The sequence below is a fragment of the Vreelandella sulfidaeris Esulfide1 genome, from assembly GCF_054072535.1.
In genome coordinates this window covers 385,157-400,906 of sequence record NZ_CM133364.1, presented here as the reverse complement: position 1 = coordinate 400,906, position 15,750 = coordinate 385,157, and the positions used below count along the sequence as shown (strand labels likewise).

General features: G+C 54.9%; 13 protein-coding genes and 1 tRNA gene. 6 read left to right on the top strand and 8 right to left on the bottom strand.

The genetic code is table 11. From position 1 onward, the window contains the following. The first annotated feature begins 55 nt into the window (after positions 1–55). Positions 56–1,330 carry an HlyC/CorC family transporter gene (locus ACW44H_RS01940; RefSeq protein ID WP_113268461.1) on the top strand — a complete coding sequence of 425 codons (1,275 nt, stop codon included), beginning with the start codon at positions 56–58 and terminating at the stop codon, positions 1,328–1,330. 48 nt (positions 1,331–1,378) lie between these two features. Here the strand turns inward: ACW44H_RS01940 and ACW44H_RS01935 are convergent, their stop codons facing one another. Continuing rightward, positions 1,379–2,044: a 1-acyl-sn-glycerol-3-phosphate acyltransferase gene (locus ACW44H_RS01935; RefSeq protein ID WP_457506468.1), complete on the bottom strand. Its 666-nt coding sequence runs from the start codon at positions 2,042–2,044 to the stop codon at positions 1,379–1,381. Then, the gene (locus tag ACW44H_RS01930) at positions 2,041–2,655 is read right to left on the bottom strand and encodes a TetR/AcrR family transcriptional regulator (RefSeq protein ID WP_113268459.1); all 615 of its coding nucleotides are present in this window, start codon (positions 2,653–2,655) and stop codon (positions 2,041–2,043) included. Before ACW44H_RS01930 ends, ACW44H_RS01935 begins: the two co-directional genes overlap by 4 nt. A gap of 192 nt (positions 2,656–2,847) precedes the next feature. On the opposite strand from ACW44H_RS01930, the gene ACW44H_RS01925 reads away from it, so the two are divergent. Further along, the gene (locus tag ACW44H_RS01925) at positions 2,848–3,534 is read left to right on the top strand and encodes an SOS response-associated peptidase (RefSeq protein ID WP_113268458.1); all 687 of its coding nucleotides are present in this window, start codon (positions 2,848–2,850) and stop codon (positions 3,532–3,534) included. Continuing rightward, on the top strand, positions 3,534–6,419 hold the full coding sequence (locus tag ACW44H_RS01920; protein ID WP_457506466.1) for an insulinase family protein: 2,886 nt from the start codon (positions 3,534–3,536) through the stop codon (positions 6,417–6,419). Before ACW44H_RS01925 ends, ACW44H_RS01920 begins: the two co-directional genes overlap by 1 nt. A 26-nt stretch (positions 6,420–6,445) precedes the next feature. On the opposite strand, the gene sbcB is transcribed toward ACW44H_RS01920, so the two are convergent. From sbcB to minC, 4 genes are all read right to left on the bottom strand, one after another. Further along, positions 6,446–7,939, bottom strand: a complete 1,494-nt coding sequence (sbcB, locus tag ACW44H_RS01915; protein ID WP_457506464.1) for an exodeoxyribonuclease I — start codon at positions 7,937–7,939, stop codon at positions 6,446–6,448. Between the two features lie 94 nt (positions 7,940–8,033). Further along, positions 8,034–8,285 carry a cell division topological specificity factor MinE gene (gene minE / locus ACW44H_RS01910; protein WP_035564989.1) on the bottom strand — a complete coding sequence of 84 codons (252 nt, stop codon included), beginning with the start codon at positions 8,283–8,285 and terminating at the stop codon, positions 8,034–8,036. Next, entirely contained in the window at positions 8,282–9,100 is an 819-nt protein-coding gene (minD, locus tag ACW44H_RS01905; RefSeq protein ID WP_113268455.1) for a septum site-determining protein MinD, read from the bottom strand. Before minD ends, minE begins: the two co-directional genes overlap by 4 nt. A gap of 156 nt (positions 9,101–9,256) precedes the next feature. Next, entirely contained in the window at positions 9,257–10,006 is a 750-nt protein-coding gene (minC, locus tag ACW44H_RS01900; RefSeq protein WP_113268454.1) for a septum site-determining protein MinC, read from the bottom strand. Positions 10,007–10,188: 182 nt separating this feature from the next. Here minC and ACW44H_RS01895 point away from each other — a divergent pair, with 182 nt between their 5' ends. Continuing rightward, positions 10,189–13,005 carry a DUF349 domain-containing protein gene (locus ACW44H_RS01895; RefSeq protein WP_457506461.1) on the top strand — a complete coding sequence of 939 codons (2,817 nt, stop codon included), beginning with the start codon at positions 10,189–10,191 and terminating at the stop codon, positions 13,003–13,005. Positions 13,006–13,124: 119 nt separating this feature from the next. Here ACW44H_RS01895 and phbB read toward each other — a convergent pair whose 3' ends face one another. Next, on the bottom strand, positions 13,125–13,871 hold the full coding sequence (gene phbB, locus ACW44H_RS01890; RefSeq protein ID WP_113268452.1) for an acetoacetyl-CoA reductase: 747 nt from the start codon (positions 13,869–13,871) through the stop codon (positions 13,125–13,127). 274 nt (positions 13,872–14,145) lie between these two features. Here phbB and ACW44H_RS01885 point away from each other — a divergent pair. Both ACW44H_RS01885 and ACW44H_RS01880 read left to right on the top strand, forming a co-directional pair. Next, positions 14,146–14,222, top strand: a tRNA-Met gene (locus ACW44H_RS01885). 67 nt (positions 14,223–14,289) lie between these two features. Continuing rightward, positions 14,290–14,682, top strand: a complete 393-nt coding sequence (locus ACW44H_RS01880) for a gamma-glutamylcyclotransferase family protein (RefSeq protein ID WP_457506459.1) — start codon at positions 14,290–14,292, stop codon at positions 14,680–14,682. Here the strand turns inward: ACW44H_RS01880 and ACW44H_RS01875 are convergent. Continuing rightward, positions 14,651–15,616, bottom strand: a complete 966-nt coding sequence (locus ACW44H_RS01875) for a LysR substrate-binding domain-containing protein (protein WP_457506457.1) — start codon at positions 15,614–15,616, stop codon at positions 14,651–14,653. The genes ACW44H_RS01880 and ACW44H_RS01875 overlap by 32 nt on opposite strands. Positions 15,617–15,750 lie beyond the last annotated feature (134 nt).

Below are 15,750 nucleotides of genomic sequence, written 5' to 3'. Positions count from 1 at the left end.
ATCATTCGCCACCTTCTACAAATCGAGCCTAATACGCCACAAAGGACTTTTCGACTTGAGCGACGACTTCCCCCTGGGGTTACTGTTCGGCCTGCTAGCCTTACTGATACTGCTTTCTGCGTTCTTCTCCAGCTCTGAAACCGGCATGATGTCGATCAACCGCTACCGCCTGAGCCATCAGGCCAACAGCGGGGATCGTAGAGCCAAACGGGTCATGCGCCTGCTCACTCGCCCAGACCGCCTGATTGGCGTTATCCTGATCGGCAATAACTTCGTCAATAATTTAGCAGCTTCGATTGCCACCATTATTGCCATTCACTTTTTTGGCGATGTCTCGGGACCAGCCATCTCCACCGCCCTGTTGACCATTACTATTCTGATTTTCGCTGAAGTAACGCCAAAGACTTATGCAGCTATTAAGCCGGAGCGGATCGCCTACCCCACCTCCTACGCCCTAGAGCCGCTGTTAAAGCTGCTTTACCCGCTGGTGTGGCTGGTCAACGTGATGTCTAACGGCCTGCTCCGGCTGGTGGGCGTTAAAAGCGTGGATAACGGCGGTGACAGCCTGACCCGTGACGAGCTGCGCACGGTGGTCCACGAGGCGGGCACACTGATTCCCTATCGACACCGCGCGATGCTGCTATCGATTCTTGATCTTGAGAACGTCACTGTAAATGACATTATGGTGCCGCGCCACGAGGTACTGGGCATCGATCTGGATGACACCCTTGAAGATATTTTGACCCAGATTCGTACCAGTCAGCACACTCGTTTACCCGTCTACAAAGGCGACATCAACAATATTATTGGCATGCTGCATTTGCGCAACGCGGCTCGCTTTCTCTCCCGCGACGAAGTCACTAAGGCATCAATTGTTCAAGAGGCCCGGGAACCTTACTTCATTCCCGAGTCAACACCGCTGCATACCCAACTGCTCAATTTTCAAAAGCAAAAACGGCGTATTGGCATAGTGGTGGATGAATATGGTGACGTAGAAGGCTTGGTGACGCTGGAAGATATTCTGGAAGAGATCGTTGGCGAGTTCACCACCGATGTTTCTGAAGACGAAGAGATTCACCAGCAAGATGACGGCAGCCACGTCATCGAAGGCACTGCCAATATTCGCGAAATTAATAAGATGCTTGGCTGGCAGTTACCCACCGATGGCCCAAAAACGCTCAATGGTTTAATTCTTGAACACCTTGAGGCTTTCCCTGAAGGCCCTGCGTGCCTGCAGATCGATAATATGCGCATGGAGATTTTAGAGATTCGCGATAATCTCATTACCTCGGCGCGCTGTTGGCAAAAGCTGCGGGCGCCACGCCGTTAGGCGGCAATGAAGGCGAAGGATTGAGTTAAGAGATAGCCCAAAAAAAGCTTAACGGCGGCTGGCGATATCCTGATCGGCCGCCGCTTTTAACGCCCTCACTCTGGCTTCCAAAAACCGCCGCAGCGCCATATCATCGGCATCCAGGCGGTTAAGCGGTGGCCCAAAGTGCAAACTCACCGGCGCGCGAAAACGCTTGGGATACTTCTTTAGCGCCTTGCCCCCATGGTGAGACGTCCACGAGCCCCAGAGGCCTGCCAGCCCAGCCGGAATCACCGGCACATCGTCCCGCGCCAAAATCGTCTCTAATCCGCGCCGGAAAGTGTGTATCTCGCCGTCCGGGGTTAACCTGCCCTCGGGAAACACCATTACTACCTGTCCCTCGCGTAGCGCGGCGCTAACGTCATCCAATGCGCGCCTTAGGGCGCCAGGGCTTCGCCGCTCCGACTCGATAGGAATAGCGCCGACCAGCTGAAACCACCATTTTAACCACGGGGAATCAAAAATCGGCTGGTCCATCACAAAACGCAGAGGCCGGGGACTCGCGCCGCCGAGCACCAAGGCATCCATAAAGCTGACGTGGTTACACACCACAAGCGCTGCCCCGTGCTTGGGGATATGCTGACGGCCATGGATTTGGAGCCGATAACAAAGGCGCATTGAAACAAAAATCAGCCACCGTAGCACTTGGCGAGCCGCATTAACCCACCCCGTCACGTCGCCGCCTCACGATGACGTAGACCAGCCAAAATGGTGCTCATCAATTGATCCAGCAGCTCATCCACTTTCAGTTGCTGCCCCTGCCAGTAGCCTAAACGCTCATTAAGCCCAAGTTGGACTAAACCGTGAACACTGCCCCACAGGGTACGCCCCAAACGGCGAGCTTCGAGATCATCCAGTGCAGGCTGATAGGATTTTAGCGATGCCTCCACTTGGGTAAACAGCGCCTCAATCAAATCACTCTGGCGTTGATCAAGCTCACCCTCTTGCGCTAGTGGATAATCAAAAAGCAGCTGCCAGCGGTAACAGTCCTGCTCAGCAAATAGCCAGTACGCATGCGCCAGCGAGCGCAGCCATGGCTCGGGAGCATCATCGGCAAGGCTTGTGATGGTGTGCTGTAAGCGTGCTAGCGTTTCAACATTGACGTGCTGTAATAAATTATTGAAGCTGCCATAAAGTTTGAGCAGCGTACTAGGGGCACAGCCAACGTCTCTGGCCAGGGCACGCAGTGAAAGACCATGGACTGGCTGCTCAGCCAACCACTCATCACAAGCGTGCATGACCTGCGAGTGGAGGGCATCGGGCGCATGCTGTCTAGGACGGGCCATGGCGATCTCTTAAGGTCAACGGCAAACAAGGCGGAATGCCTTACTGCGCTTTAGCGGGAGCAAGGGATACTATAGGATACCTTACATCGAACACTGTTTTCGACACTAAAACACTACATTTCGTGCTTAATTGCACGAAGTCCCCCGCTATACAGGGTCACTTCCACGACGATTTTGCTTAAGGAGAAGGGTATGACGGGGCGACTGCACGTACAAAATTTACCGCTGACCCGTTTATTGCCGACACTTGAGTCCACCGACTCACTGATTGAGTCGCCGAACCTGGCGCCACGGCGGCCAATTTCAGCGATTCGCCTTGAACAAGGCGAGTATCGGCTCTCGTCGCTTTTTTGGGGGCTTACGCCGCCTTGGTTGGAAGTATTGGATCACGCGCCACATTGCGCCCGGGCCGAGACCCTTGCTTCACGCGCGATGTTTCGCGATGCCTTTAGCTCGCGCCGCTGCGTTATTCCTGTCAGCGGCTTCTATCTTTGGAAAACGCAGCCGCGCAGTAAACAACCCTATTTAGTGACCCAAGTCTCACGGGCGCCGCTCCTGCTGGGGGCGTTATGGTGCCGTTACCACACCACGTTAACGGCGTTTACCGATTCCGCGGCATTGATCACCGTGCCCGCCAATCTACTTTTATCGCCCTTAACTGATCGATTGCCAGTTGTCATTCCCAGCCATGCGTTAGCGGCTTGGCTTGACCCGAATACTGACTCAGAAACGCTTAATTCGCTGTTAGCGCCTGCTCCTTTGGAACTGTTGGGCGCTTTTCCGGTATCTAACCATGTCAATAATCCCGCCTATCAGTCATCGGCTTGTGCCCACCCTACTGGGTCGATGCTGCGCTGGGCTGTGTCACAGGAGCTGTAATGTTGCGTTCCACTTGTTTAAAGCGTTGGCATCTTCTGCCCCAGGGCGCCCTAATTGGCGTTATCGCAAGCATCGCGATGTCGCCACTCGCATTCGCCGCAAGCGATAACTCAGTTGCCGGGGAGGCTGCTGATGGCGTTAAGGAAACAGCCACCCCCATCATTAGCCCTTATGACAGCCGGGACTACCGCGTTTTGACGCTTGAAAACGGCCTTAATGTGCTGCTTGTGAGTGATCCGGAAGCGGACAAGGCGGCGGCGTCAATGAATGTACGGGTAGGTAGCGCCCAAGATCCCGATGACCTTCAGGGGTTAGCGCATTTTCTAGAGCATATGCTGTTTTTAGGCACCGAGCCCTATCCAGAATCCGATGCTTACCAGCGTTATATTTCCAATAATGCGGGCTCTCATAACGCCTTTACGGCGCAGCAGGATACCAATTACTTCTTTGATATTGAGCCATCGGCACTGCCGGGCGCGCTTGACCGTTTCAGCGAATTTTTCCTCTCGCCGCTATTTAACGCTGATCAATTGGAAAGCGAGCGCAATATCGTTCACTCGGAGTACATGGCGCGTATTCGCGATGAATCCCGGCGCGAAAACGATGTACTCAATCAACTGCTCAACCCTGACAACCCCACCACCGGCTTTGCCGTGGGTAGCCGGGAAACCTTAGCTAGCCCGCCTGAAGGCGAAGCAACGCTGCGCGAGCGGGTCATCGATTTCTACCACCAGCATTACGACGCCAATGTGATGAACCTGGCAGTAGTGGCTCCACAGCCGCTCGATACGCTGGAGGAGTGGGTAGCCGAACGCTTTGCTGATATTCCTGACAACGACTTAAGCGTGCCCACTGTTGATGCGCCACTGGTGGAAGCCGACACTCTCCCCCGCTATATCGAGCGTCAGTCGCTGCAAGATCGCCGTCAGTTACGTTTCTATTTTCCGGTGCCCGACCCCATAGATGACTATCGCACCAAACCAGCACAGCTAATCGCCCACCTACTAGGCAATGAGAGCGAAGGCAGTTTGCTGGCGGTACTGCGTGACGCAGGGCTCGCCGATGGACTTTCAGCCGGTGTTGGCCGCGGCGATGGTAACGAGGCGCTGTTTACTGTTTCCATCAGTCTTACCCCTACGGGCGCCGAGCGCTTGGACGATATCGAAGCCACCCTCTTTGCGGCCATCGAGCAACTGCGTAACGAGGGCCTCGCTGATTGGCGCTACGAGGAACAGGCAGACCTCAATGAGCAGGCTTTCCGCTTTCAGCAGCATGGTGCCCCGCAACAGGAAGCGACCCGTCTCGCCATGAATCTATCACGCTATCCGGTGGAAGACGTACAGTACGCGCCTTACCGCATGGACGGCCCCGATGAGGAACGTCAGCAAGCTTACCTGGATGCGCTAACGTCGGATAATATGCTGCGTGTTTACTCTGCGCCGGATGTAGAGAGCGACACGGTTACCCCCTGGTTCAATACGCAATGGAAAGAGCAAACACCCGACCAGTCGAGCCAGGCCCTTGGCGGACTGGCGCTACCAGGACCCAACCCCTTCATCGCCAGTGACCTGACGCTGCTGGAAGGGCAGGATGAGCAGCCGAGCCTGTTAGTCGATACGCCCTCGTTTACCGCTTGGCATATGCAGAGCGCACGTTTTGATACGCCAAAAGTTGAGTGGCGAATCAGCCTACAGAACCCCACCGCTAGCTACTCAGCCGAAGAGGCGGTGCTCACCCGGCTGCTCGCCAGTTGGCTCAATGACAGCCTGAACGAATCTCTCTATCCCGCCTGGCTGGCAGGTCAAGCGTTTAGCGCCTACCCTCACTCACGCGGTATGACGCTCTCTTTCTCAGGCTGGCGGGATGGCCAAACCCCGTTAATTGAACAGGCGCTTGAGCAATTAGAAAATGCCGCCATCACGAACAGTGCCTTTGAACGCGTGCGTTACCAGCTTCAACGCGAATGGCGCAACGCGCCCCAGGCATCGTTGTATGGCCAAGCCAGCCGCACGCTGGGCGAAGCCTTGCTCACACCCCAGTGGTCAACTGCTGAACTGCTTGCCGCCAGCGATCGCTTTGAACGAAGCCATTTAGAGGACTTTCGTCAACGTTTTCTAGACGACCTCTATGTCGATGCTATGGCAGTGGGTAATCTCGATGCGGAACTGGCTCGCGAACAAACACAGCTAATACGTGCAAAGCTCCGGCCGCAATTGACGCGCGACGATATAGCCAACCTAACCCCACTCGCGGTTAGTGAAGAGCATAATGTACTGCACCCTCACAGTTCACGGGATGAGTCGTTGATCCTGCGCTATCTGCAAGCTCGCGACCAAACACCGCAAGAGCAAGCAACGACTAGCGTGATCGCTCAGTGGTTGGAAACGCCGTTTTACCAACAGCTACGCACGGAACAACAACTCGGCTATATCGTTAATGCGGGTTATTCGCCGCTACTCGAAGCACCGGGGATTGCCCTCGTGGTTCAGTCATCCGATGTAGAGAGCGACACTATCGCAGAGCGTATGGATGCGTTTCTTGAAGAGGCTGATCAGCGACTCGACCAGTTAAGCGACGAAGACCTGGCGCCCTATCGCCAAGCGGTACACGATCAGCTGCGTCAGCGCGACACCAGTCTTGAGAGTATGGCCAACCGTTACTGGCAGGCAACAGCATTGGAGGACGTACGCTTTGACCGTCGTGAACAACAGGCCGACCTAGTGCTTGATGTTAGCCTTGAAGATATCAAGGCTCTCTGGCCAGCGCTTCGCGGGCACGCTCTGGATATACGCTTTAACCCAGGCGACGAGCCTAGCGATGTAAGTGATTACCGAGAAGCGCGCTCACCGCTGCCTAAAACACGTAACGACCAAGCGACTCCTTAACGCTAAACCCCGTTACTGATCTCGGCTCAGGCGTCAAACGCCTGGGCCGGCATCATGGCTTCCACGAACATCACCAGCTCTTCCAGAATCTGCCGTTCGCGATCGCTGAGCGTTTGCTGATTGTACTGGGCAATTTCTCGTGCAAAGGCCTTTAGCGTAAAGCCTGCTAGCGCAGGGTCATTAATGCGCATCCAGCGATACGACTCCCACTGTTCACGCTCTTCGCCTTCCAAGGTATCCGGGTAGCTCCGCGCACGAAAGCGAAACAGCATCTCTTCCAAGCGTGGATCTTGAAACGCAAAGCGCTGCCCTACCAGATCCCAAGGCTGCATTTCTCGAACCCGCTCCATCTGCTGGCGATCAGCAGCCGAGAAAAAACTGCCTGAATAGAGCATTAAATCCGGGTCTTGTGGTGCATCTTCGTAACCTGCGCTAAATACCTCGGCGACTTTTTCTGCAACACCACTGGCATCTCGCAACGTTTTCCAGTGTTGACGGCAGGCGGTTACATCCAAGCCCAAGCGTTCAACGATGGCCCCGTACTCACCCTGCCGGGGACCTTCAACGTCTTTTAGGGCACTGGCGGGGAAGACCACCGGGCAGCGATTGATATGGATGACTTTCAGCGGAATACGCGCCTCGCCTTCGGCTAGATCCTGCTGGCTGACAAACACGCGCTCACGAATCTGCTCCGCCGACATGCTCAGCATATCGCGGGGATCAACGCTTAAATCGTAAACGATCACCCCATTGGGATTGGTGGGGTGTTCAGCCAGCGGCATGACTAACGCACTACAGCCCCGGCTGGCGGGGTAACGCCGGGAAATATGCAGCAGTGGTTTGGCGCCGGGCAAATCGAGCTGTTTGGCCACTGCGCGCTTACCACGAAGTCCGAGCAGATAATCAAACAGCTTCGCATTGCGCTCTTTGAGCAAGCGCGCCAACGCGATCGTAGCGCGCACATCGGCCACGGCGTCATGGGCGCCCTCATGGGCAATGCCGTTCGCCGCGGTTAAGTGCTCAAGCTTGAAGCTGGGGGCGCCATCTTCACGCAAAGGCCACTCAATGCCATCCGGGCGCAGCGCATAGAAGGCGCGCACAACATCGATCAAATCCCAACGGGAATTGCCGTTTTGCCACTCGCGGGAATAAGGATCGAGCAAATTACGGTAAAACAGATGGCGGGAGACTTCGTCATCAAAACGCAGGCTGTTGTAGCCCACCACGCAGGTACCCGGCTCACTCATATGGCGCTGAATTTCACCCGCGAATTCTGCCTCGGGGAGACCATGGCGTTGAGCTTTTTGAGGGGTGATACCGGTGATCAAACAGGCCGCGGGGTGGGGTAAGTAGTCATCGGCCGGTTTGCAATAGAGTTCGATCGGCTCGCCGATTTCATTTAACTTGGCATCGGTTCGCAGCGCAGCAAACTGCGCGGGCCGATCGCGGCGCGGATCAGCCCCGAAGGTTTCATAGTCATGCCAGAGAAAACTGGCAGGGGCAGCATTGGGTGGCGCCATGAACAAACACTCCGCTGAGCAATGAAAAGCCCAAGCCTAGCATACCCGCCACCCCTCTCGCCCCGTCTTCAACGCTTGGACTTAGGTAAGGGACTCAACTCTTCGGCAAAGTAACATTCAGTTCAAGCACGGAGCAGTTATCTTCGCTATCCAACGAAATCTGAATAGCGTCATCATCCACATGCACGTAGCGGCGAATCACCTCAAGCAGTTCACGCTCAAGCAACGGCATATAGTCAGGCTGGCCGCGCTGGCTACGCTGATGCGCTACAATAATTTGCAAACGTTCTTTGGCTACCGAGGCGGATTTCCTGCGCTCACGCTTCAAGAACTCAAGCAGTTTCATCGACGACCTCCCCCAAACATACGGCTTAGCAGGCCTTTGCGTTGCATCTCATGAAAGCGCAGCGGCATGTCTTCGCCAAGCAGGCGCGATACGGTGTCGCTATAGGCCTGACCCGCGTCACTAGAGATATCGTGGGTCACTGGTACGCCTTGGTTAGACGCGCGCAGTACGGCTTCCGATTCAGGAATCAAGCCCAGCAAGTTAATCGCTAAAATTTCGCGAATATCGTCTAATGTCAGCATATCGCCGGAGGTGACACGTTCAGGGTTATAGCGGGTGACCAGCAGGTGCTCCTTGATAGGGTCTGCGCCTTGCTCAGCACGTCGGGTTTTGGAGGCTAACAGCCCTAAAATACGATCCGAGTCGCGCACTGAAGAGACTTCAGGGTTGGTGACCACAATTGCCTCGTCGGCAAAATACATCGCCAACTGGGCGCCACGCTCAATACCCGCGGGGGAATCACAGAGAATATAATCGAAGTCTTCTTTCAGCTTTTCCAGAATTTCCGCAACGCCCTCCTGGGTCAGTGCGTCTTTATCGCGGGTTTGAGAAGCCGGCAAAATAAACAAATTTTCGACGCGCTTATCGCGAATCAAGGCTTGATTGAGTCCTGCCTCGCCTTGAATAACATTAACTAAGTCATACACCACACGTCGCTCGCAGCCCATGATGAGGTCAAGATTACGCAGCCCCACATCAAAATCGATCACTACGGTTTTTTTTCCGCGCAGCGCAAGCCCTGTAGAAATTGCTGCTGCACTGGTGGTTTTGCCAACCCCTCCTTTACCAGAGGTCACTACAATTATCTTGGCCAAAAGTCACTTCCTTCTTGAAGTCGTTCGTCGCGAGCGCGAGATCAGTTGACGCTCAGCGCATAACGGGAACGTCAATATCATCAACAAGCCATACTGTAACGGATAGTGTCATCGGCGTCGCTAGGCATATAACACCAGCGTACGCATATACCAACCTTATCCCAGTGGCTTAATTTCAAGTTGCTCTTTTGCAAAGTGAACTTCTGCGGGACGGCCCAGAAGCTGTGAATCAATATCCTCTAAGCGTTTGTAATTGCCTGCCACTGAAAGCAGCTCAGCCTCCAGTTCGCGACAATAAATACCCGCTTGTGTATTGCCATGAATACCTGCCAGAGCGCGTCCCCGCAGCGCTCCATATACATGAATACTGCCTGCTGCTAACACTTCCGCCCCCGCGTTTACCGCCCCAATCACGACCAGATCCCCTTCCGCGGCGCTAACCTGTTGCCCCGAACGAACGGTGCCACGATATAGCCGCGTAGCAAGCGCTGGTGATTCTGCCGCGCTCAACGTTGTCTCTTCAGGGGTTACTTCATGTACAGGAGAATTTCTGACACTCTCCAATACGCGACCGCGGCCCTCTTCTACCGGCGGAAACCACCCTAACCCCAATGCCCAGGCTGATTGGCGAACTGGCTCAGACCCACCACGTACAGCCACGGGCAAAAGCTTATGGTCACGGCATACAGCGCAAATTCGCTCCAGGGCTAAGTGAGGTTCATCGAGCTTTTCCACGCTGAGCACAACCGGTGTATGCTGGAAGAAAGCAGGCGACTGGGTAAGTTTGCCCGCTAACTGCAGTCGAATTCGTTCCGGATCGGCGCTACTTAGCTCCATGACGGTCATCGGCAGCATGCCGCCTTTGAAGGTAAAGGCCACAGCGGCACTATCCACGTTAAGGCTCATGGCCGAACTCCATGTCATGTTCATATAAGATAAAGGTAGCGTACTATCACGCATTGTGGTGTAGAAAATAGTCCTTCACCACATCATAGTAATGCCAAGCTAAGCGACAGCGCCGATGACTGCAACTGCCTAAGTCGCCGACGACTGATTTTTTTTCATGCTACGCACCAGCAGGATGATCCATGCACGGACTGTTAAGACGCCTGTTCGCACCTCGGTGGCAACACCCCGACCCCGAAGTACGTCGTCAGGCCCTTCAGCGACTAGACCCTCAACAAACAGAACAGCGCCAAGCGCTGCAGTCGCTCACGAAAGATACTAATAGCCAGATTCGCCTTGCCGCGCTGATAGCTCTGGATGACTGTGCAGGTCTGGTCGATGCCTACCCGCACCATCATCAGGACGAAGCCTGGTTCAATGCAGTTTGCCAACGGCTCAGCGGTCGTGAAGGTCATACCGACCTGCATCAGCGTCAAGCATTGGTTGAGCGCATCAATGAGCCCAGGATACTGAATGCAGTTGCTTTGCAGGGCGACAACCTCAATTTGCGCTTAACAGCACTAAGTCAGCTTAACGATGAGGATGACTTAATTCATCAGGCTTGCCATAACGGCGTGGCAGCTGTTCGCCACCAGGCTGCCGAACGCATTGACGATGAAGAAGGGCTCAAGCGGTTGTTAAAAGAGGCCCGCCGCGACCGCCAAGTGGTTCGCTTGGCGCGTGATCGCCTCAACCGTTTACGCAGCGATGCACAATGGCTGGAAGCTGAAGAACAACAGCGCGAAACGCTCCTGAAGCAACTAGAGCAACATGCACGTGCGCCCTGGGAACCGCTATATGGTGGGCGTTTTCGCCATCTTGAGCGGCAGTGGGAACAGCTCACTCAGCCACCAAGCGCTGAGCAGGAGCAGCGTTTCCATCAAGCCTTGCTAAATTGTCGCAAAACCTTACACGACCACGAAACCCAAGCGCAGGCTCGCCAACAGAGCGACGAGCGGCGTGAGGAAGCCGAAAACACCCGCGAGCAATTGCTTGAAGGTATCGAAGAAACCTTAGACGGCCTTTGCCACGCCTCTGCCATGACCGTGCAGGATATCGACAGTCTGCGCGCTCAGCGCCAACTACTCGGCCAGCGTTGGCAAGCGCTTTCCGACATGCACCCGCCAAGCGATGCTATGCGTCAACGCTACACGCTGGTGATTCAACACTACGACCAATGCTTAGAGGCGTGGCAGCGCTGGTGCGCGATAAGCGATGACATCAAAACCTCGCTATCCAACGGCGACTACGCAACCCTAGCGACACAGGTTAGCGAATGCCAATGGCCAGAAGCCTTAACGCCTCCCGCGCTACTCGGCCGCGCGCAAGCAGCACTCAACATTGAAAACACCGCGCCATTACAGCCGGAAGAAGAAAACACCAATCTCGACGTGTATGCGGGCGAGCTCGACACCTTTGAACACTTACTAGAGCGCGGCGCCTTCAAAAGTGCTAGTCGGCTACATCAGCGGCTAAAGCCACGCATAGAAGCGCTGGCAGGCCCCGCCGCTCAACCGCTTAAAGCGCGCTTAAAGCATTTGGCCGCCAGACTGGCGGAGTTACGCGACTGGCGGGGTTTTGTCGCTGGGCCAAAGCGCGAACAGCTATGTGCCAGCATCGAAGCACTGGCCAATGATATTTACATGGCGGAAGAAGCGCTCGACCGCCACCATCGCCAACTGGTCAAAGAGTGGAAATCATTAGGCGATGCAGCGGCTAATCGCGATCAATCGGCTCGATTTCGCAGCGCCTCGGATCGCATTCATGAACGTCTTGCCCCTTGGCGGAGTCGTCTCAGTGAGGAGCGTGAAGCTAACCTCAAGGCTCGCGAAGCCCTGTGCGATCAGCTTGAAAGCCTGCTAGCACAGCCTTCTGAAGACGCCGATCCCGATGTACTTCGGCAAATTCGCGACAAAGCACGCCATCAATGGCGCCACCATAGCCCGGTACCACGCGAACGCTCCGAGGCCGTTGGGCGGCGCTTTGGTACCATTCGTCATCAGTTACAGGCACTGATCGATCAGCGCGCTGACACTATCGCCGCGCAAAAACGGGATTTGATCAGCCAGGTCAGTTCGCTGCGCAGCGACGACAGCCAACCGCTGGCACAGCGCATTCACTTGACCAAACAGCTACAACAGCAGTGGCGTGCACTAGGCCGTGCGCCCAAAGGCGAAGAGCAAACGCTATGGAAAACCTTTCGTCATGAGTGTGACCAACTCTTCGCCCAGCGCGATGCACATAAAAATGAGCAGGCGACACGTCAGCAACAGCAACTTGATGAGCTGCAAACAATCATAGATCAAATGGATAGCTGGCAACCCAATGGGGCCAGCGAAGCCGCTACGCTGGACCGTTTCCTCGAGCAGGCCAATCAGCTCGAACCACTGCCACGCAACCGCCGCAGCGAAGGCATGCAGAAACGCATAAGCGGCATCGTTCGTGCGCGTAGAGAGCGCTTAAATCGTCTTGCAGTCGCCGACACAGTTCAGCAGTGGCATGCCATTATGCCGCTAGTGAATGCTCACTTAGCTGAAGATCAGCGTTATCTCAGCGAAGGCACACCGACCGATGTTGATGCGCAAACGGTGCTTAGCGCTTCGCTTCCTGCTGCCTTTAGCATGGCACACAGCACCCGCAATCTGCAGCGCCATCAGGTAGCAGCACCGCTGTCAGACGCCGATTACGCCAAGATAGCGGAATCCCTAGCCCGGCTAAGAGTACATCTTTCGATGCTGGCCGTGGGTAGCGTACGCCAAAGCGATGAGCCTCTACGTCTGGCTATTCAGGTAGAGCGTTTAAATGAAGGCTTCAATCAAGAGCGGAGCCGTGATCAAGACATCAACGATATCTTGGTCGCACTTCTAGCACTGGGTCCTATGCCTGCCAAGCTATGGGACGAGGAAGTGGAAGAACTGGATAATCTGCTAAGCCGCTTGGCACGTGTCCCGCTACCTTAGGGTAACTTGGCAACACGAATACGGTTAATGACAATCCAATAACAACGGGAGGCTGATAGCCTCCCGTTTGCGTTTCCCTGGCAAGGGACTTTAGGTATTTAGCAGTCCATGGAAAACCACTAGCCCATAAACTGGCCACCGTTGATATCAATGTTCGCACCGGTGATAAAACCTGATTCCTTATCGGCTAAGAAGGTGACCAATCGTCCAATCTCCTCTGGCGTGCCATAGCGCTTCACCGGAATTGTCTCCCGAATGGCTTCGCGCACTTTTTCTGGAATATTCATGATCATATCGGTAGCAATATAGCCAGGCGATACAGTATTAACGGTGATGCCCTTAGTGGCGGTTTCCTGCGCCAGCGACATGGTTAGGCCATGCATACCGGCTTTCGCAGCCGCGTAGTTGACCTGGCCAAACTGCCCCTTACGACCATTGATGGATGAAATATTGATGATACGGCCATAGCCATGCTCAAGCATCATCTCAATGACACTACGGCAGGTGTTAAAAACGCTGTTGAGGTTGGTGTCGAGCACTTCGTACCACTGCTCGTAAGACATCTTCTTCATGGTGCCATCACGGGTAATACCCGCACAGTTCACCAGCACGCTAATGGGACCGTACTTGTCATGGATTTCGCGGGCACCTTCCAGGCAGGCGGTATGGTTGGAAAGATCGACACCCGACAACTCAATATTGTTATAGCCGTCAGCATGCTGCGTTTCTAGCCAGGTTTTGGCCTTATCGGGGTTGCGGTAACCCGCGACGACCAGATAACCCGCCTCTGCCAACGAACGACAAATTGCCGTACCGATACCACCAGTTCCACCTGTTACCCAGGCGACGGGGGATTGATTGGCCATTGACTACCTCCCTGATATGACAAACGGCTTGGATCTAACCGCACGCACATTGCGCCACAAGCCATTATGAATAAGCGCGATTGCGCTTGTACTACCCCAGCGCACTATTGGGTTCAGCAACAATGCACCAGCGTAAGCTTTTTGTTATGGCTACTTAAAGCATAGCTGCACTCTTTCCATGTTGCAGCAGGTTCCACACAACGGCTATAAGCCGAACGTGTTAATCCCCTTCTTGACTTCATATAAAACTTCTGTAGAATACGCCACACGTTGATGCGGGGTGGAGCAGTCTGGTAGCTCGTCGGGCTCATAACCCGAAGGTCATCGGTTCAAATCCGGTCCCCGCTACCAAACATAGAGAAAGCCGTTACCGAAAGGTAGCGGCTTTTTTGTGTTTGTCGATTAGGGAGGCGACACAATGGATTACCTGCAACGCGATATACAGCACTGCCCTAGGGTCGCTGTATACGGTACGCTGAAAAAGGGGCGGCGCAATCACCATTGGCTTGAAGGCGCGACCCTCATCGGCCATGACCGACTGGACGCAATTACCCTTTATGACCTTGGCCCTTACCCAGGCGCTAAGCTAGCGCCTTCAAACGGTACGGTGGTCGAAATTTATGCCATCAACGCCCAGCAGTTAGCGCGGCTTGATAAATTAGAAGACTATTTTCACCATGCCCCTGATAAAGGCGTATACGACCGAGCGGTGTTGGCTACCCGACACGGGGAGGCGTGGTGTTATCTTTACAATGCGAATATTGATGAAAGTGCGTTGATCAGCAGCGGGGAGTGGCAAGACCCTCGTTAACAACCTCCTGCTCACGCCAGCGATCCCAATGCGGGATAGGCTCAACCATCTTAAAAAGATGATCCAGAAAAGCACTCACCTTGCGGGTGTGCAGACGACGCTGGGCGTAAAGCACGTGGATATCGCGTCTACCCGGCACGACTTCACAACGCCACGCTTCGAGCAGGGGCAGCAGTGTGCCCGAGGCCAGCTCATCAGCGATCAGCCAGGTGGGGAACATCACCAATCCCTGCCCCATTAGTGCTGCTCTCACCAGGCTCTCCGCATCGTTGCTATACAGGCTGCCGTCGACTTTGTAAGCGAAGGCTTGCGGCTGCTCGGCATGGTGGAAGTACCAGCGCTGGCGGCCCATTTCGCCCTGGTAGAGCAGGCAATCGTGGTGCTCAAGGTCATCTGGAGTGTTGGGCCTACCGCAGCGCTGTATATAGGCGGGGGCAGCGGCTACCACGTAATTCATTGACGCCAGTCGGCGCGCCACCAGCGTGGAGTCGGCCAGTTCGCCGACGCGAAAGGTAATATCGATGCCCTCGCGCACCGGGTCGGTCAATTGGTCGGTCAGCATTAGTTCGGCTTTAATCGCCGGGTAGCGGCGCTGGAAGTGATGCAGAATCGGCACGATTTGGCGCTGACCGAAAGCCACAGGGGCGTTGAGGCGCAGTACACCGCTAGGCTCTCGATTAGGAGCCATTAGCGCTTCCGTCGCTAGATCGAGCCGCTCAAGTATCTCGCGAACTTCCTGATAGTAGCGCCACCCCGCCTCGGTCAACGTCACGGCGCGGGTGTGGCGATAGAACAGCTGCTGGCCTAACGCCTCCTCTAAAGAGGCAATCTGACGCGAGACCGACGACACCGCGCGATGAAAGTGGCGGGCGGTGGCGGTAAAACTTCCTGTCGCGGCGACGCGCTCAAAGATGCGTAGTGCATTGAGATCCATCAAGTTGCTCCTAGCGCAATAAAGATTTGCGATTTTTCCAATTGTAGCAATGATCATCGGCGACCAGACTGCTTTTCATCGGGCACATAGCGTATTTCCGATGCCCGCTCCGAAAAATTATCTGCAACAGGAGT